This is a genomic window from Enterobacter sp. JMULE2, from assembly GCF_013337145.1.
Lineage (GTDB): Bacteria > Pseudomonadota > Gammaproteobacteria > Enterobacterales > Enterobacteriaceae > Enterobacter > Enterobacter mori.
Window position 1 is genome coordinate 844,751 of record NZ_SGWD01000010.1, and the last position, 18,298, is coordinate 863,048.

Genomic DNA, 18,298 nt, shown 5'->3' on the forward strand with positions numbered 1-18,298 from the left:
TCTCACGCGCAATTAATAATTTTAGTTTTGTATATTTCCGGTTAATACATTCATGAAATCTATCAAGATTTCAACGGTATTATTTAGTTGAGTATTTACTTAAAATGTAACAGATATAATTACGACTCCTCATTGGGAGTGATTTAGCATGAGACATCTTTCCTGTGTGGAAAGTTCATCTGGTAATTAAATAAAAATGATTGCAAAGGAATATCACTATGCAAAGAAAAGTACTGGCCCTCATGATTCCTGCGCTGTTAATGGCAGGCGCAGCACATGCAGCAGAAATTTATAATAAAGACGGCAACAAATTAGATCTGTACGGAAAAGTAGATGGTCTCCACTACTTCTCTGACGATGCGTCAAAAGATGGCGATCAAACCTATATGCGTCTGGGCTTTAAAGGCGAAACCCAAATCAACAACCTGATGACCGGCTACGCGCAGTGGGAATACAACGTTCAGGCAAACAACACCGAAGGGTCTGATAACCAGTCCTGGACGCGTCTGGCGTTCGCGGGTGTGAAAGTGGGTGATTACGGTTCATTCGATTATGGCCGTAACTACGGTGTGCTGTACGACGTGGAAGGCTGGACAGATATGCTGCCAGAATTCGGTGGCGACTCATACACCTCCGCCGATAACTTTATGACCGGCCGTGCAAACGGCGTGGCAACCTACCGTAATACCGATTTTTACGGCCTGGTGCAGGGTCTGAACTTTGCGCTGCAATACCAGGGCAAAAACGAATCCGGCAATAACAATCAGGAAGGGACCAACAACGGTCGCGATACGCGTCATGAGAACGGCGACGGTTTCGGTATTTCTACCACCTATGATTTCGGCATGGGCATCAGTGCAGGTGCGGCTTACGCCTCTTCTGACCGTACCAACGATCAGGTGACACGTACGACCGCAGGCGGCGATAAAGCAGATGCATGGACTGCTGGCCTGAAATACGATGCCAACAATATCTATCTGGCGGCAATGTATTCCGAAACCCGCAATATGACACCATACGGTGATAAAGAAATTAACGTGGCAAACAAAACGCAGAACTTTGAAGTCACCGCGCAATATCAGTTCGACTTTGGTCTGCGTCCGGCGATTTCTTACCTGCAGTCCAAAGGTAAAGATCTGGGCAACGGTCAGGGCGATCAGGACCTGGTTAAATATGCTGACGTAGGTGCCACCTACTATTTCAACAAAAACATGTCCACCTATGTTGATTATAAAATCAACCTGCTGGACGAAGACGACAGCTTCTACAAAAATAACGGCATCAGCACTGACGATGTTGTTGCATTAGGCCTGGTTTACCAGTTCTGATCCTACGAGCCCGCAGCTTTCTGCGGGCTCAAAACATCGCTATAAGCCTTTTCTGACCAGCTCAGCGGCTTTGACGAACACCTCGTCTTCAACGCCATCGCCCTTCTGTCTGCCGAGTCTAACCAGTTCGTCAACGATACTTTCACGGTTGATCGGCTTCTGCGCCGAAACCAGCCCAATAACGGCGGCCCCAATCGCCAGCCCAACCAATCCTGTTTGTTCTTTTTTGTTCTTCATGATCGCGCTCCCTTGTACAACAGAAAAGCGTAGCAGGAATACAGTAAAAAGCGTGTTTGTTACGCCAACCGCCGCTCATAACGCAGAGAAGTGATAAACCGCCGCCATCGCTGCGATGCTCAGGATGACACTTAGCATAAAGTAGGTTTTGAAAGGCTGCTTTTGCGTTTTATGGCGAAAAAGTTGTTGACCCAGAATGGCGCCAGGCCAACCCCCTGTCACCCCAAACGCCAGCAAAGTGGCTTCCGGGACTCTGCGCATGCCCTTTCGCGCCGCCATTTTATCCGCGCCATATATCACCATCGTCAGCACATTGATGAGCACGAACCACATGACAAGAGGATTCGAAGTAAAAAAGCTGCCAGTCGCAGCGGAAAACAGAAGCAGATAACAAAAACGATTGAGCGTCATAGCAGTGACCACGGGAATGTTGAGCGTATTCAGATGCCGCATTATACGCGATAACGTGAATGTATCAGGTTGATGCTATGTCAATTTCTGCCAACATTCCAATCCCCACCATCAAATTGATTTTCTTAACTATTTTTGTAAAATGCATATATCCTGAGAGACGAGTTATCTCCATCTGTTTAGTTTTGTAGTCCTCTAAGGTAGCATTACACAAAGAAGAACGTGAAAAATGCTGGATAAATGCACCAACCTGGCGAAAAGATAAAGGAATTCCAAAATGATTTATGATTGTTTTTTATACTACGATGAAGATATGCTGCTTGAACTTCGCCTCAATACGTTAAACGAAGTCATTGATAAGTTTGTGATTGTAGAATCAACTCACTCATTTACTGGAATTCCGAAGCCTCTCAATTTTAATATCGACAAATTCCCTGAATTTAAAGATAAAATCATTTACGTTGTTTACGATTCACTTCCTAAGCTGAAAAATGGCGTCGAAGGGGAATATGATGCCTGGGCTAACGAAGCAGCGACCAGAAACGCAACAATGCGCGGACTTCGTGATGCTAAGGACGACGATATTATTATCATCTCCGATGTCGATGAGATCTTCACCCCTGAAGCCATTAAGCAAATTAACCCGAAGAAATTATGTACGACCTTTCACATGAATTTCTTCAACTATCAATTTAACCTGCAAGTCTTTAATAAAGATGGCTCTCCGCGCCTGTGCACACTTCCGCGCGCGACAACGTTACGTAATCTTAGAGACCGTTTTGGCGGAAACGCGTTTGACTTTAGAAACGTTAAGTCCACTAAAATTTACAAAGACTTTTTGTCAAGACTGACATTCAAATATAGAAACAAGATTGTAAAAAATGCGGGTTGGCACTTCTCATGGGTTATGTCGCCTGAACGCATCTCAAAGAAGATGTCTACGATCTCTCATACTGAACACGATACGCCAGAATTCAATAATCCTGAACACATCATGAAAGTGATTACGAATGCAGAGGACATCTGGGGTCGAGACAGAAAATTAGTTAAGCAGGATCTTAAAAACCCTGAGTTTCCGGCTTACTTAGTCGATAATAAAGAGAAGTTTAAAGAGTTCATTATTTAATCAGCGGTTTTGACCAGATAATACCGGGTGCTTTTACTGTTTCTGTCCTACTATAAAGCACTCTCTTTTTCCCATAATCGCAGGAATCGATCTCGCCCTCTCTGTTGCCATCGCGGGAAGCCTACTACTCTTTATCAATCCAACACCGCTTTAAAACATGCTGGTATTCGCCGCCGGAATCCGTAACATACGCGGCATACTTTTGCCTGCTGGCTTTTATCTGCCAGCGCTAACCCGTCTTTCGACCCTGCTGGTTCCGAAGGTAGTAATAGATGCAACAAAATCAAGAAGTTAACAAAAAAGAACAATACAACCTGAACAAGCTGCAAAAGCGTTTGCGCCGTAACGTGGGCGAAGCCATTGCGGACTTCAACATGATTGAAGAAGGCGACCGCATCATGGTTTGTCTGTCAGGGGGTAAAGACAGCTACACCATGCTGGAGATCTTGCGTAATCTTCAGCAAAGCGCACCGGTGAATTTTTCCCTGGTGGCGGTGAATCTCGACCAGAAACAGCCAGGCTTCCCTGAGCACATTTTGCCAGAGTATCTTGAAAATCTGGGTGTTGAGTACAAAATCGTCGAAGAAAACACCTACGGCATTGTTAAAGAGAAGATCCCGGAAGGGAAAACAACCTGCTCGCTGTGCTCTCGCTTACGCCGCGGGATCCTCTACCGTACCGCGACGGAGCTAGGCGCGACCAAAATTGCGCTCGGACATCACCGCGACGATATCCTGCAAACGCTGTTCCTGAACATGTTCTACGGCGGCAAGATGAAAGGCATGCCACCTAAGCTAATGAGCGATGACGGCAAACACATTGTCATCCGCCCCCTCGCCTACTGCCGTGAAAAAGACATTGAGCGTTTTTCTCAGGCTAAAGGTTTTCCGATCATTCCATGTAATCTCTGCGGATCGCAGCCGAACCTGCAGCGTCAGGTGATTGGTGACATGCTGCGCGACTGGGACAAGCGTTATCCGGGTCGGATCGAAACCATGTTCAGCGCGATGCAGAACGTTGTCCCTTCCCATCTCGCGGATGTAGAGTTATTCGACTTCAAAGGCATAAACCACGAATCAGAAGTGGTTAACGGTGGCGATCTGGCGTTTGACCGGGAAGAGATCCCAATGCAGCCTGCGGGCTGGCAGCCGGAAGAAGATGACAGTCAGTTAGAAGAACTGCGTTTGAATGTGCTGGAAGTGAAATAAAACGAAGCGTCTCAGAGAGATATCTGAGACGCTTTTTTCCGTTACTTCAGCAGACGAACGCGGCAGGCTTTGCCTTTAATTTTACCGTTTTGCAGCTGCTTCCAGGCTTTATGCGCCACCGACTGGCGAACTGCCACGTAAACGTGCGCCGGATGAACCGCAATCTTTCCGATATCCGCCCCGTCCAGACCGATATCTCCGGTCAGCGCCCCTAACACATCACCCGGACGCATCTTGGCTTTTTTGCCGCCGTCGATACACAGCGTCGCCATTTCAGCCTCCAGCGGGACAATGCTGATATTGCCCGGGGCATTCACCCAGTTCAGTTTAATCTGCAGCATTTCAGAAAGGATATTGGCGCGCTGCGCCTCTTCCGGCGCACAGAAGCTGATGGCGAGACCGCTGTTGCCCGCGCGCGCGGTACGACCAATACGATGGACGTGTACCTCGGGATCCCAGGCCAGTTCAAAGTTAACCACCAGCTCGAGCGATTTAATGTCCAGACCGCGGGCGGCAACGTCGGTCGCGACTAAAACGCGCGCACTGCCGTTAGCAAAACGCACCAGCGTCTGATCGCGGTCGCGCTGCTCCAAATCCCCATGCAGCGACAGTGCGCTTTGACCTGCGGCATTCAGGGCATCGCAGACCGACTGACAATCCTTTTTAGTGTTGCAAAACACCACGCAGGACAAAGGCTGATGCTGGCTCAGCAGCTTTTGCAGCAGCGAGATTTTGCCATGCTGCGACGTTTCAAAGAACTGCTGTTCGATGGCGGGCAGAGCGTCAACGCTATCAATTTCAATGGTCAACGGATTCTTCTGCACACGACCACTGATTGCCGCGATGGCTTCAGGCCAGGTCGCGGAGAACAACAGCGTCTGACGATCCTGCGGCGCAAAGCGGATCACCTCATCAATGGCATCGCTAAAGCCCATGTCGAGCATACGATCGGCTTCATCCATCACCAGCGTCTGCAGGGCATCAAGCGAAACCGTCCCTTTTTGCAGGTGATCGAGCAGGCGTCCTGGCGTGGCAACAATAATGTGCGGCGCATGCTGCAGCGAATCACGCTGTGCGCCAAAAGGTTGCCCGCCACAGAGGGTTAAAATTTTGGTGTTCGGCAGAAAACGTGCCAGACGGCGCAACTCTCCGGCGACCTGGTCCGCCAGCTCGCGGGTCGGACACAGAATCAGCGACTGCGTCTGGAATAACGCCACATCAATATGCTGCAACAGCCCGAGACCAAATGCAGCCGTTTTCCCACTGCCGGTTTTTGCCTGCACGCGTACGTCACGGCCTTCCAGGATGGCCGGCAGCGCAGCCGCCTGTACAGGGGTCATAGTGAGGTATCCCAACTCGTTAAGGTTATCGAGTTGGGCAGCAGGCAGAACGTTCAGGGTAGAAAAAGCGGTCACAGTATTCTCTCGTGGTCATCTTCGCAGTCAGATGGCGCGTATCCTCGCAGATATCAGGGTTGGATGCGACATTTTAATCGGTTCTTCATCAGGCGGCGGGTCCGGCATAGGCTGAGGACGCGGGATGGGATCGGGCATCGGCGTTGGGTCGGTGGGTACCGGATCGGACTGGCGTGTATTCATGAATTGCAGCGCAAGTAGCATGCTCATCTCTTCCTCCAGGTTTTTTTGTTGACCCTTTTAGGGTAGTCGCTGGGGAACGGCAGGCAAAAAAAAGCCGACTATTAAGTCGGCGTCGTACGAATCAATTGTGCTATGCAGTAATTCAAAAAAGGAAGTAAGACAATATGGAGCGCAACGCCCATCGCTTGACGTTGCATTCACCTGCGGAAGTAATATTGCACCTTGCCGGGTCGATGTTTATTGACTTCGCTCAATTAAAATGTCGTTTTGAAGCAATCTACTGACCGAAAAAGCGCAAATTTACAACCATTTACTGCGATGCAACCACCATGCAACACCGCCAATCAAAACCACTAACATGACGCAAAAGGTCGTAAAACCATAGTGGTATTCTCCGCCGGGTATTCCGCCAAGATTGACGCCAAACAGCCCCGTCAGAAAAGTGCTGGGCAAAAAGACCATCGCCATGAGCGACATCGTATAAGTTCGTCTCGAGAGTGACTCCTGCATCACCTGGGCTATTTAGTCCGCCATTACCGCCGTTCGGGCAATACAGGAGTCGATCTCGTCCAGCCCTCTTCCGAGCCTGTCAGCAATGTCCTGCATTCTTCGACGCTGATCATCGTTCATCCAGCTCAGCCGCTCGCTGGCCAGTCGCGCGTACACATCGCGCTGTGGCGTCATGTAGCGACGCATGACGATCAGCTGTTTGCGCAAAAGCGCCAGAAAACCGCGTGGGGGGATCTGCTGATCGAGCAGATTGTCCTCCAGATCGATAATTTTATCGTGCAGCTCTTCGATAAACTCGCTGGCATGATCGGTCAGGGCATCGCAGACGTCCACCAGCCAGCTGCCGCAATCCGTCGGGCCCGTGCCCTCTTTCAGATCGTTAACCACGTCATCCAGCGCCAGCACCTTACGCTGCCGGGTGGAGACAATCATCCGCTCATCCATATAGAGGCGCATGGCAACCAGTTGGTCGGGACGTTCATCCGTGCTGCCATTAATGCAGCGCAGCGTAATTAATGTCCCCTCGCCCATTCTGCTGACGCGTGGCCTGAGGCTCTCTCCTGCGAGCGCATCACGCACGTTATTGGGTAAGAGCGGCGTCGATGCCAGCCACTGGGCACTGTCTGGATGGGTGTAGTTCAAATGCAGCCAGCAGGGATGTTCACTATCAATATCATCACTGTCTTCCAGCGGCCTCGCGCCACCACGGCCATCGAACACCCACGCAAAAACTGCGTCAGGCACGTTAATTTCGGACCCTTTAATGCTCTCCACAGCGCCTCCCGCTTTTCATCTTCACGGTGTCAGTCTAGCTTTCGTCCAGGCTTAAGCAATAGATATGTTCAGCATCGCGCTGAATGCGCTCAGGAATTGTACTTTTCGCATCAAAGAAAAAGCCTGGCAAGCCAGGCTTTTTATCAGAGGGAGGGGATCGGGGATCGTTGACGTCGCGCTGAGGGCTCATCCTCGAGATGTCGCTGGTCAAGCCGGAAATTACGCGTGCGGGTTTGCAGTTCAATCACCTGGTTACGCAGCACATCGGAGGATCCGTTGAGCTCCTCCACCATGGCGACATTGCTCTGCGTCACGCGTTCCAGTTCAGACAGCGCCTGCGTTATCTGCGAAATCCCCTTTTCCTGTTCTGACGTAGAGGCAGAAATATTGTCCATTAACCGGCTGACGTTGTTCGAGCCCGCCACGATATCCTGCATATTTCTCTCCGCTTGCGAGACAACGTTAACGCCCTGCGTCACGTTATTGCTGGTCACGTCAATCAGCAACTTGATGTTTTTCGCCGCTTCGGCGCTTCGGTGTGCGAGATTACGAACTTCACCCGCCACCACGGAAAATCCTTTGCCATGATCGCCCGCGCGCGCAGCCTCTACCGCCGCGTTAAGCGCCAGAATATTGGTCTGGAAAGCGATACCATCGATAAGGGAAATAATTTCCGTCATTTGCAGGGCACATTCGGTTATAGACTGCATGTTGTTAGCAACCTGCCCCATTAATTGTCCACCTTTTTGTGCCTGTAACGTCGCGGCATTCGCTTGCTCACTGGCTAAACGGGTATTGTCTGCATTGTTTCGGGTACTCGCTGCCATTTGTTCCATGCTGGCCGCCGTCTGGATCAATGACGCTGACTGCTGTTCGGTCTTTACCGACAGCTCTGCACTGCGGGACGAGAGTTGCTCCGCAAGCGTCATGGCCGTTTGTGAAGAGGATCTGATCTCGCTGACCAGCGTTGCGATGTTACTGGACAAGCTATTAATCCCTGGAATCAAACGTCCGGCGCAGTTGTTGCCAAATTCAGGGATAGAGACGCCAAGTTTGCCCGACGTCACTTCTTCAATACTTTTTTTCACAGTATTGATCGGCGTCACAAGATATTTTGTCATGTACGCCCAAAGTAAAAGCAGTGCAATGAGTTGTGCAGTATTCACGGCAATAAAAAGTGACACGCCATTAGCAAACAATGCAATCACTCCGTTATTAACCAAAAAGAGACATAAAAGGAAATAGACAATAAAAGTTCTGACACTAATATTTCTTAGCATACATTTTCCTACGACTTTATATTTTTATCGGCATTAAAATTTATAGCATTGCACGATAGCTTTGTCCTCACGATCTGCGCGAGTTTGTTGTTTCGCAGTTTGATTAGCATAATTTCACTTAAGAGAGAACAAAAGCGGGTTTTAGAGGAAATGCAATGCTCGCCATGCTGCCACTCTGGTTTATGCCACCCGTACGCGATACTCTGTTCTTACGCCACGCGATAGATATTCATACGTATTTAAGAGGCATTGCATTAAAAACGGGATACTGTTTAGTCGCACTTAAAAGAGTAATTTGCTTAATATATTTTATATTCTTTATTAATTGATAACTCCGTAACTTTTGGCGTGGGATGACATAATGCTCAACGTATCGTGGGACCCTGTTTTAATAGCCATTTCTTATTTGGTGGCGTTCATCGCCTCATTTGTGGCTTTAGACAGCGCGGGTAAAATCCCTCTTGCCGCCCGTAAGGCTGCACTGTTCTGGCGTGTGGCCGGTGGCGTAACCTTAGGTATCGGGATCTGGTCCATGCATTTCATCGGCATGCTGTCGATGAAAATGCCGATGATCATGAGCTACCACCTCTGGCTCACCGTCGGCTCACTGGGTATTGCCGTCGTTGCTTCTACGCTTGCCATTAATATCGCCGTTTCCGCAAAATCGCTTTCCCCTTTTCGACTGATACTCGCCACGCTGATCCTCAGCGCGGGTGTCGTTTCCATGCACTATGTCGGCATGGCCGCATTAATGCTGAAGGGCAGCATTATCTGGGACCGACGCATTGTCCTCTTATCGGTGCTGATTGCCGTCATCGCGTCCGGCGCGGCACTGTGGCTAGCCTTCCATTTACGAGAAAAGCGTAAAGGCGTGTACATCAACCGCCTTGCGGCTGCGCTAGTGATGGCTGCAGCCATTTGCGCCATGCATTACACCGGAATGAACGCCGCGCATTTCCACGAAATGGAAAACACATTACCGGGCGGTATCAGTGAACTGGGATTATCAATTTGGGTATCCGTCACCACATTATGTTTGCTCGGTGTGATGTTGATTATCTCGCTGATGGATTCACACAGGCGGACTAACAGGCTGACGGATAATTTGCGCCAGCTCAACAGACAGCTGGAGTTGCAGGCACGTTTTGATGTGCTTACCGGACTTGCCAATCGTCACCAGATGGACGTGCGGATGCAGGACTGCCTGCACAGCGCACTGCTGAGCAAAAAGCCGTTTGCGGTGATATTTTTCGATATTGACCATTTCAAACGGATTAATGATATCTGGGGTCATCACGTTGGCGATGAACTGCTGATAAACGTGGCTCATCGCGTGACTGCACGGTTAACACGCGAAATGACGCTGGCACGCCTGGGTGGTGATGCTTTCATTTTGCTGGCCCCAGAATGCGATGACGACAAGCTGAACGCGCTGCTTTCACCCCTGCTGGACGATATCCGCCGTCCACTTTCCCTTTGCGGGCATACGTTAACCATCACGCTCAGCGCAGGAGTAAGCCTCTATCCTCAACACGGTGAAACCCTGCATGAGCTAAAGCTTAAGGCCGATGCGGCGATGCATAACGTGAAAAAGCAAGGTCGTAACGGCTGGGCCATTTATCGCGCAGAGATGTCGACGACGGTTCCGGCTGAACCTGCCTTTTTGCAGGAGTTATCCCTGGCGCTGGAACGCGATCAATTTGAAATGTGGTATCAGCCAACCTGGCTGGCAGAAGAGAACACCATTCACGGGTTTGAGGCACTGCTACGCTGGCGTCACCCGGAACAAGGTGTTTTACTGCCCAGTCTCTTTTTACCGTCGCTGGAACAAACCGGGTTGATTATTCCCGTTGGTAACTGGGCGATTGAAGCGGCCTGTAAACAGCTGAGTTTCTGGACTGAACAGGGATTCAGTCAATGGACATTGTCATTCAACCTGTCGCCGATGCAATTTGAGCAGCAGGATATCTTTCAGGTTATCTCGTCCATGCTGCAAAAATATAACCTGGCCCCCTCCCGGTTGATCCTTGAAGTGACGGAAAGCACGGCGCTAAAAAACCTCGATCGCAGCATTGAATTGCTCACCGCGTTCAACCAGGCAGGGATTACCGTTTCGATAGATGATTTTGGTACGGGTTATTCGAATCTTCTCATGCTCAGCGTCTTACCGGCGAAAGAGCTGAAAATCGACAAAAGTTTTGTCAGTTCAATGCTTGAAAATGAGAAAAGCAGAAAGCTTGTGGAAACGATCATTACCATCGCCCGGACTCTGGAGATGAATGTCGTTGCAGAAGGAATTGAAACCGAAGCGCAGCGGGCAATGCTGGTGAGTCTGGGGTGTGATTATCTCCAGGGTTTCCTGTACTCCCGACCTTTACCTGCAGAACAGGTTCCGGGGCTGCTGCTGCAAAAAACGTCTGAAAGACAGATTATACCAATCGGTAAAATTCAGGCGGAATCCCCTTTTATTTCACAAAAAAACCACGCCTGATGTGATGAAGTAAGGTATGTTTCAAAGGAGCCCACGCGAGTCAATTCCGGCGTGATCGTCAGGTATACCGTGCCGATGTACAGGAATTCCCTATGTCGCAATATTGCTTCGATGCGCTGAATGTTATTAAAAACCCGGTGTGGCTGATTTCACCCGTCGCGGAAAATATTCTATTTGCCAATACTGCGGCGACTAAACTTATGGGTGATAAAACGTTGACCGAGATGCGCACTGGGATCTATTCCGCTAATGCGCAAACCGCTCTCTCAATGTATGTTCCCGAACTTAAAAGCGAACTGGATATCATCGAAATACTCACCGTCTGGCGTGACAATCAAGAGAGTACGCTGAGCTGTCGTCTGACGCTTACGCATCTGGCACCTTATGGTGATGTGATCGTGTTTGAGGGGATTTCGCAGCAGGCGCCTTCCGGCCTGAAAGCCAGCCGTTCAGCAACCTATCAGCGAAAAAAACAGGGATTCTACGCGCGTTTTTTTCTTACTAACAGCGCACCAATGTTGTTAATCGATACGGCACGTGATGGTCACATTGTTGACGCCAACCTGGCTGCACTTAATTTTTATGGCTACACCCATGAGGAAATGTGCCGTAAACATACCTGGGAAATCAACACGCTTGGGCGCGACATCTTGCCAATTATGACGGAGATCGCCAGCCTGCCCGGAGGACATAAACCGCTAAATTTTGTCCACCGACTGGCGGATGGTTCGACCCGACACGTACAGACATACGCCGGACCCATTGAGATCTATGGCGATAAGCTGATGTTGTGCATTATTCACGATATCACTGAACAAAAGCGGCTCGAGCAGGAGCTGGAACATGCAGCCCTGCGAGATTCAATGACCGGCCTGCTTAATCGCCGACAGTTTTACAACATCACAGAGCAAACCACGCTTTCTCACCTCCCGGCACAGCAGCAGTTTAGCCTGATGCTGGTAGATACTGACCATTTCAAAAACATCAATGACCTCTTCGGACATCTTAAGGGTGACGAGGTACTCATTTCGCTTTCACGCACGCTGGAAGCCTGCAGCCGTCCCGATGACTACGTTTTCCGCTGGGGTGGCGAAGAGTTCGTGCTCCTGCTGCCGCGAACCACGCTTGAAACCGCGATGCAGATAGCGGAAACCATTCGCGCCGCGGTAGCGCATATTACGATCCCTGGATTGCCTCGCTTCACCGTCAGCATCGGCGTTGCACGACACAACCAGGGCGAAAGCATTGATGACCTCTTCAAACGTGTCGATGATGCGCTCTACCGCGCCAAGAATGACGGTCGCAACAAAGTGCTGGCCGCATGAAGCTGGAGTTGTGAAGCAAGCCCCGTTAGAATCCCAGCCAGGGCTGAAACAGACTTCAGGTGGGTAATTGCTTAGATGGGAAAAACAGAAATACTCCTCACCTTAATTATTCTCTGCCTTATTATATTGGGTTTGTGGTTTATTTTTAGTGGTGAGATTTGGGTGCTGGTCGCCTATTTTGAAAATAGCCTCTATCCGACCATTGAAGCGCCGTAAGGCTCGTTTAAAGCCTTGCGCCAGTGATGTCTTACATTACAGTGCTCAATGTGCCGGGTACCCGGCTGGAATATTCAGGCCAGACAGTCCACTGCCAGGAAAAAATGATTTTCCGTCATAATGGCATTCTCTTTTACGCCCTGCTGTTGACGCCGGATAAACCAGCCTTCCTCCGGTGCCATGCTCAGGCAAAACACCTGGTTGATGCCGGGCGCATCAACCCGCATTGTCACACAGCCCCTCTCCGCGCTACGACAGAGTTGCTCCGGCATAATACTCACGCTGCGATCTCCGTTCACCAGCCGGATGGTGGTGATGTCATACCGGCATATGCCGCTGCTAAGGCTGTAACCAAGAGTACTCAGGTCATGAATATGCTTTGTCGACACAATGACCTCAATTCCACTTCCCTCAAACCACACACAAATCTGCTGTGCCAGCGCATCCATCCGCTGACGGAATGCCCTGATTTCACCCTCAGCTGATTCGTGATCGGGCGGGATACTGTCATTTTTCTGCTGTACTCTTTTGAAAAACCGGTCTCTGGCTGACACGTTGTCGTCCCTGTTAACATTTCACACGCTGTTGAGCCAGATTCAGCGTGAGATACGCTGACCGGCCATTATCTTTTTTTCTCAACCGCTCCATCGCCTTCTCTGCCTATTCCACTGTTTTCTGTTTCAGCGCTGCATAGCGGGTAATTAGCTGTTGAAGATGCTGTTCCGTCTGGCTCTGCAGCGCTGCAGGCCAGGACTGTTCTTGCGGTAACGCAGACAGCTGACGCAGCTGCTCCTCGACCGGCACAGCGCTGTTGAACGACTGCGACATGGCAAACACGGCCGATTTCAGCTCGCTGACCGTCATGTACCTCCCCTTCTGTTCATCAAGGGCATTCAGCCGCTTCGCCAGCTGCTCTAGCTGCGCCATTCCCTGATGCCAACCATTAAGACTGTCCTCAGGAAGAGCCGCGATCGCGATCTGTCGCTGCCATTGCTGCACCAGCGCTTTCGCCTGTTCTGGCCAAAGCATCAGCGCCTGCTTCAGAAGTTCATCACCATAACTGATGGCCCAGTCCGGTTTTAACTGCACAAGCCGCGTGAGCTGCTGCTGTGTCTGCCTGATGCCCGTAGCTGGCGAAGGAGAGGATTGACGGAAAAATCGGATTTGTTCATCCGAAAGCGCTGCGGGTAGCGGGGCAAGCGTTGCCGCAAACTGCATCTGTGCTGGGTCAGGCTTATGCATTATCTGCCATCCCAGGACCGTCGAGCCAGACAGTACCAGCATGCTCAGCATTCCGGCAATAAACGGCTTCCAGGGTTTTACGGGCGCTGGAGATTCCGTCTCCATTTGCACATGCGGCTGAGGATCAGGTTCAATAACGTACACCCGCTTCACTCGATCTGCCTGCGCAGGGGACACGGCCTCACCCGGGAGGCTCACGCCAGCGTTTTCGCTGTTTTCCAGCCGGACCGCTGCGTTATGGATCAGTATGCGCAGGTCATCAAGCTGGCTGGTATGCTTTAATTCCAAACGCTGTAACACGTCACCCAGCGCATTCAAATAAGCCTCTGCCTGGTACAGTTGGCTGAGGTCGGCATAGCTCAGCGTCAGGGTACGCATCACCTGCTGTAGCCGCTTACTGAGGGAACTGATAATTTCCATCCGGGCATGCATCGGCTGAGGCCATATGTTCCCCCACTGACGTGAAAGAAGCGCATCCATAATCGCCAGTCCTTCATTCATGCCGTACAAACCGGAGAGATGCGTGCGCGCAAGCGTATACCAGGCGGCGGTCTGCAGCTCCACCCCGTTGTGTTCAAAGAGCGAAAGGCAGAGCGTTTCCGCTTGCAGCCAGTTTACGTCCGGACGTGCTGGATGTGTCAGCTTGCTCATTTCATCGCGCAGGGATACATAATTGGCAAGCGTGCGCGGGTCACCGCCGGGTTTAAGGTGACGCTCAGGGAATGTTGTCATGTTGGTTTCAGCCAGAATAAAAACTAGATTGCGGAGCGGGCATCCAGATACTGCTGCTGTTTGAGGTGGTGAATGAGCACGCGCCCTTCGGGCATAAACTCGGTGCCGTACCGTACCAGGCCGATGCCTTTGAGTTCGGCGTCAATGGCATAGCGCAGCTCGCCGGGGACGTTCTGCTCCAGGAGTACAACGTTTATCTTTTTCAGGCGTGGCTCATACTTGAGCAGGACGGCAGACAATGTGCCCATAAGCTCATGGGCTGTGCCCGGCATGCCCTGCAGGATTTTCGTCATATCGGGCAACCCGTAATCCGGCAGATGTGCCAGCGTGCCGGCACGACAGTTTAGGACGCGCTGCATGTTATCAAGTACTGAAAGGATGACCTGATTTTGCTCACTAACCTGATTAAGATCGTGGTCGCCCGCAAAGTTGCCATAGAGCATTTCATACAGTGAAGGACGGGATAACTCATTCATCATTCACCGCCTGCAGGGTCAACCGGTTATTGCCCGCTTCGATGACGCGTGCCTTATCCGGATCAAGGTCGTCACGGCTAAGCACCACGCGCCAGGTGTTGTTTGCTTGGTCCGGCGACATAAACATCCCAGCCACCGCCACATACTGCGCATCTTTCTCCATTGGCATATCGACCATCACCGTTCCCCCCGGCTGCAGGCGGATATCTTTCTCAGCCACCAGGTCTGATTTAATGGCCTGACTGTCAGCTTTAAACAGTGACGGATAGTCTGTACTGTCAAAGGTCTTGCGGTCCTTCAACTGGTAAATACGCACCACAGTGGACAACGCCACCCCACCGGCGTTGTGGTTCACCGCCTCGCGGGCGCGAATGTCGAGGTGCAGGGTTTTCACCTGTTTATAAAAGATTGATTTGGTGACGGCCACGGTGCCGTCTGTCACTTTTTGCGTCAGCCCGCAGCCCGCCAGTATCAATGTGATACCTGCAACCAGCGCAGCCAGAGGAAATTTACCAGCGGTACTCGCCATCTTCATCGGTCTCCCTGCGGTGAATATTTTCCTGTACCCGCTCATAGCGGCCAAGATTGATGGTTATGATTTTGGGGTGCGTGAAGGTGTTCGCCCTATTCAGCGGCCGCATTACAGCAGTGCGGCCCAGCTGCACTGCACCTGTTTTGGGTTTCGTGCTCATCGTCGCGTCCGGCAGCAGACTGCGTTTGACACATAACTGCAGGCGGACATCGATCCGTGCCCCAAGATACACATGCAGCAGCGCCATTAAATCCGTGTGCAGTTCCCCACCCGGCAACCAGCCCTGCACTTCTGCCGGGTCGGTAGTGGTCAGACGTATAAGTACCTGGCTGTTCACATCGGTGGCATAGTTACCCATCACCGGACGGTTTGTCAGGGTGACAGGCTGGCGCACGCTCATGGTCAGGGGCTTCTTCAGCGGAACCCGGCGTTTGTCATGGTGCCATATTTTTACCTGCGTGCCGGGTGCCAGCAGTCGCACCAGTGATGCCATTCCTTCTGCAGTCCTCCCTGGCAGCATCATGACCGGCAGCAGCGCCAGAAAACGTGAGGCCGGCGTTGCGATACTGTCCGAACAGCCGTCAATCCCGAGCCCGGCCAGCCCCAGCAGATACTGCGAGGTTTTGTCCTTACCGCCTTCCTCAAAGGCTGCCGGATACGAATATTTCCGCCAGATGCGGTAGTACTGAGCAATCAGCCGGTGGTTGAAGATATCGAGGAAATCCGCAGTGGCTTCGTACCCTTCCCGCCGCTGGGTGATGTCATCGATATAGTGCGTCGGCAGCGGAGACTCCACGCCATAGAGCCCCATAAAGGTGATACGCACCCTCGGCGGCAGATGCGGGTGCTCCGGTGGTTCAATCTCTTTGATTTCGGAGGCCGGGAAGCCCATCCCCGGGAATGGCCGAAAACGCACCGGTTCATGACGCACCTGCCAGGTGCTGCCCGTAACCGGTTTGTCCGGCTGGCTCTGCTCCAGTAACTGGCAGAAGCGGTAAAAATTGATATATGGCAGCCGGTCACCCAGCCGCTCCATCAGCCGGGCAGGCGCGGACTGTGATTCTCTTTCCACCGGATGCATTTTCCTTCTGGCTGAACGATGAGGGTGAGCTGGTTGAACTGGTTCATGTCGGCGTAGAGGGCAAAGAACCGGTTGAGCATTTCGCCGAACAGATGAATATCGCCCTCCCCCGTAAACCCGTTGCTGTTGAGTGTCAATTCGATATCCAGGCCGCGCAGCAGGAAGCCCTGCTCAAAACGCTGAAGACGGTGATGCGCCACATGCTGTATCGCCTCCAGACGCCGGGTGTTCAGTTCATCTTCCTGCCAGTTGTAGAGCGCAAGCGTTCCGCGCAGTACTTCGGCGGTACTCATCATGTTCAGGAATCCGGAGCCCAGGTGGCTCAGCACCCGCCAGTGGAAACGGTCTTCTGCAGGCGGGTAGACCGGTAGCGTCGGCTTGCAGAGGTTGCGTACCGAAAGCTGTGTGCTGACCACCTGCTCACAGCAGTCCAGCAGCGTGCTCTGCAATGCCCGGCGTGGTAACTGACCGTTGGTGCCGGTGATTTGCAGCGACACGGCTTCACGCTCAAACAGGCGGTCATCTTCCCACTGATGTCCTCCCAGTATTAACCAGGTATCATACAACCCGGTCACACTGCGCTTCACGCGGGTGTGGTAGTAACGCGGTGGTGCCTGGCGGCGCATCATCCCGCCTTTATGGCGGAAGGAGCTGAACGGCACGTACTCCGCGTCGTTCGTCCGGTTTGAGCCAGTGACCGAATCCACGGAGTAAATCTCGGTGTGTCCGTCCTGCAGCCGTTTGGGACGCAGCAGGTACTCACTTTCAAGGCCCGTAACGGTGAGCGGGTCTGCCTCCAGCGTGAACAGATTAATGACCGGCACGCAGTGCAGACGAATGGCGTCACCGGTGACCGGCAGGTCAGTCGGCCACAGCGCGCTGAACACCACTTCAATGTCGAAGTACTCTGCCCCGGCAGGCGGCGTAATGCCGTCCAGGCCGTTGAGGTGGACAAACATAAACTTGTCGCGGAAGGTGAAGTACTCCAGCAGCAGTTGGTAGCCACTGAAAGCGGTATCCCCTTTCGGCCACAGCCCGTCTTCCTCGGCAAATCCTCCCGGCGAGAAGTACCCGTCAAGACGGATGCGGTCGGTCTGCCCGTGCAGACGCATGTACAGTGCCGCCTGGCGCTTCGTCAGCATCAGGTGCAGCTGACTGCTGACGGGTGCGTCCGCCCCGAGATACAGGCTCAGACGGCTGAGGTCAGTGTGTGACCAGTCGGCCTGGCTGCTGCAGGCCAGGCGCATCCGCAACAGCGAACGACCGTCAGGCTCGGTGGTCATGGTAACCGCTGAGACACTCAGGGGATTGAGCATTACATCCTGGGTTGTACGGTAACGACAAACCGTGTTCTTCGGCCCCACCGGGCGGGAGTACACCTCCAGCCCCGCAGGGACGACTTCGGCCATTTTTACGGTATTCGGCGCCGGTGTCAGCGCCACCACCGAAAGCGACGGAATGGTACGCAGATAATGCGGCCAGAGCATACTGACCAGCCCTTCGGTGAGTTCTGGCAGGTCGTCGTCAATCTTTTCGCGCAGTCGCCCCATCGAGAAAGCAAAGCCTTCAAACAGACGCTCGACATACGGATCCGGTGTACCAGCTTTATCCAGGTCGAGCATAGCTGCGCGATCGGGATGGGTCTGCGCGAACTCTTTTGCGGCTTCACGCAGGTAGCGCATTTCTGCATCGAAATAGCGCAGGGTTAAATCTTCCATAAAACACCTGTTT

At 51.9% G+C, this 18,298-nt stretch carries 17 protein-coding genes and 2 pseudogenes; 7 read left to right on the forward strand and 12 right to left on the reverse strand.

The window, feature by feature from the left end:
- Positions 1 to 218 precede the first annotated feature (218 nt).
- Positions 219 to 1,328, forward strand: coding sequence for a porin OmpC (gene ompC, locus EXW94_RS04895; protein WP_174339630.1), 1,110 nt, complete (start codon positions 219 to 221; stop codon positions 1,326 to 1,328).
- Between the two features lie 39 nt (positions 1,329 to 1,367).
- Here ompC and EXW94_RS04900 read toward each other — a convergent pair whose 3' ends face one another.
- Positions 1,368 to 1,565 (reverse strand): hypothetical protein, encoded by a 198-nt coding sequence (locus tag EXW94_RS04900; RefSeq protein WP_174339631.1) that lies wholly within the window; start codon positions 1,563 to 1,565, stop codon positions 1,368 to 1,370.
- Positions 1,566 to 1,640: 75 nt separating this feature from the next.
- Complete coding sequence (locus tag EXW94_RS04905) at positions 1,641 to 1,976, reverse strand: DUF1294 domain-containing protein (RefSeq protein WP_174339632.1); 336 nt, start codon at positions 1,974 to 1,976, stop codon at positions 1,641 to 1,643.
- A 277-nt stretch (positions 1,977 to 2,253) separates the two neighbouring features.
- Between EXW94_RS04905 and EXW94_RS04910 the strand changes: the two genes are divergently transcribed.
- From EXW94_RS04910 to ttcA, 3 genes and pseudogenes are all read left to right on the forward strand, one after another.
- Positions 2,254 to 3,102 carry a benzoate transporter gene (locus tag EXW94_RS04910; RefSeq protein ID WP_174339633.1) on the forward strand — a complete coding sequence of 283 codons (849 nt, stop codon included), beginning with the start codon at positions 2,254 to 2,256 and terminating at the stop codon, positions 3,100 to 3,102.
- Between the two features lie 141 nt (positions 3,103 to 3,243).
- Positions 3,244 to 3,345, forward strand: a pseudogene (locus EXW94_RS04915) (site-specific integrase); the annotation flags it as partial.
- A 29-nt stretch (positions 3,346 to 3,374) separates the two neighbouring features.
- Positions 3,375 to 4,310, forward strand: coding sequence for a tRNA 2-thiocytidine(32) synthetase TtcA (gene ttcA, locus EXW94_RS04920; RefSeq protein WP_010431562.1), 936 nt, complete (start codon positions 3,375 to 3,377; stop codon positions 4,308 to 4,310).
- Positions 4,311 to 4,351: 41 nt separating this feature from the next.
- Here ttcA and dbpA read toward each other — a convergent pair whose 3' ends face one another.
- From dbpA to EXW94_RS04940, 4 genes and pseudogenes are all read right to left on the reverse strand, one after another.
- Positions 4,352 to 5,725 carry an ATP-dependent RNA helicase DbpA gene (gene dbpA / locus EXW94_RS04925; RefSeq protein WP_174339634.1) on the reverse strand — a complete coding sequence of 458 codons (1,374 nt, stop codon included), beginning with the start codon at positions 5,723 to 5,725 and terminating at the stop codon, positions 4,352 to 4,354.
- A gap of 27 nt (positions 5,726 to 5,752) precedes the next feature.
- A complete protein-coding gene (locus EXW94_RS04930; protein ID WP_269475491.1) occupies positions 5,753 to 5,908 on the reverse strand; it encodes a hypothetical protein in 156 nt (51 codons plus the stop codon).
- 300 nt (positions 5,909 to 6,208) lie between these two features.
- Positions 6,209 to 7,192 (reverse strand): annotated as a pseudogene (zntB, locus tag EXW94_RS04935) (zinc transporter ZntB).
- A 143-nt stretch (positions 7,193 to 7,335) separates the two neighbouring features.
- The gene (locus tag EXW94_RS04940; protein WP_375336636.1) at positions 7,336 to 8,313 is read right to left on the reverse strand and encodes a methyl-accepting chemotaxis protein; all 978 of its coding nucleotides are present in this window, start codon (positions 8,311 to 8,313) and stop codon (positions 7,336 to 7,338) included.
- A gap of 520 nt (positions 8,314 to 8,833) precedes the next feature.
- Between EXW94_RS04940 and EXW94_RS04945 the strand changes: the two genes are divergently transcribed.
- From EXW94_RS04945 to EXW94_RS04955, 3 genes are all read left to right on the forward strand, one after another.
- Positions 8,834 to 10,963 carry a bifunctional diguanylate cyclase/phosphodiesterase gene (locus EXW94_RS04945; RefSeq protein WP_174339636.1) on the forward strand — a complete coding sequence of 710 codons (2,130 nt, stop codon included), beginning with the start codon at positions 8,834 to 8,836 and terminating at the stop codon, positions 10,961 to 10,963.
- A gap of 92 nt (positions 10,964 to 11,055) precedes the next feature.
- Positions 11,056 to 12,288 carry a sensor domain-containing diguanylate cyclase gene (locus EXW94_RS04950; RefSeq protein ID WP_174339637.1) on the forward strand — a complete coding sequence of 411 codons (1,233 nt, stop codon included), beginning with the start codon at positions 11,056 to 11,058 and terminating at the stop codon, positions 12,286 to 12,288.
- 75 nt (positions 12,289 to 12,363) lie between these two features.
- Positions 12,364 to 12,504, forward strand: coding sequence for an Ecr family regulatory small membrane protein (locus EXW94_RS04955; RefSeq protein ID WP_010431575.1), 141 nt, complete (start codon positions 12,364 to 12,366; stop codon positions 12,502 to 12,504).
- Positions 12,505 to 12,578: 74 nt separating this feature from the next.
- Here EXW94_RS04955 and EXW94_RS04960 read toward each other — a convergent pair whose 3' ends face one another.
- From EXW94_RS04960 to tssF, 6 genes are all read right to left on the reverse strand, one after another.
- A complete protein-coding gene (locus EXW94_RS04960) occupies positions 12,579 to 13,058 on the reverse strand; it encodes a hypothetical protein (RefSeq protein WP_174339638.1) in 480 nt (159 codons plus the stop codon).
- Positions 13,059 to 13,164: 106 nt separating this feature from the next.
- On the reverse strand, positions 13,165 to 14,478 hold the full coding sequence (locus EXW94_RS04965) for a VasL domain-containing protein (protein ID WP_174339639.1): 1,314 nt from the start codon (positions 14,476 to 14,478) through the stop codon (positions 13,165 to 13,167).
- A 23-nt stretch (positions 14,479 to 14,501) separates the two neighbouring features.
- Positions 14,502 to 14,954, reverse strand: coding sequence for a type VI secretion system baseplate subunit TssE (gene tssE, locus EXW94_RS04970; RefSeq protein WP_174339936.1), 453 nt, complete (start codon positions 14,952 to 14,954; stop codon positions 14,502 to 14,504).
- The gene (gene tssJ, locus EXW94_RS04975; protein ID WP_174339640.1) at positions 14,947 to 15,483 is read right to left on the reverse strand and encodes a type VI secretion system lipoprotein TssJ; all 537 of its coding nucleotides are present in this window, start codon (positions 15,481 to 15,483) and stop codon (positions 14,947 to 14,949) included. The genes tssE and tssJ overlap by 8 nt, the downstream gene beginning before the upstream one ends.
- Positions 15,464 to 16,567 (reverse strand): type VI secretion system baseplate subunit TssG, encoded by a 1,104-nt coding sequence (gene tssG / locus EXW94_RS04980; protein WP_174339641.1) that lies wholly within the window; start codon positions 16,565 to 16,567, stop codon positions 15,464 to 15,466. The genes tssJ and tssG overlap by 20 nt, the downstream gene beginning before the upstream one ends.
- Positions 16,522 to 18,285 carry a type VI secretion system baseplate subunit TssF gene (gene tssF / locus EXW94_RS04985; protein WP_174339642.1) on the reverse strand — a complete coding sequence of 588 codons (1,764 nt, stop codon included), beginning with the start codon at positions 18,283 to 18,285 and terminating at the stop codon, positions 16,522 to 16,524. The genes tssG and tssF overlap by 46 nt, the downstream gene beginning before the upstream one ends.
- Positions 18,286 to 18,298 lie beyond the last annotated feature (13 nt).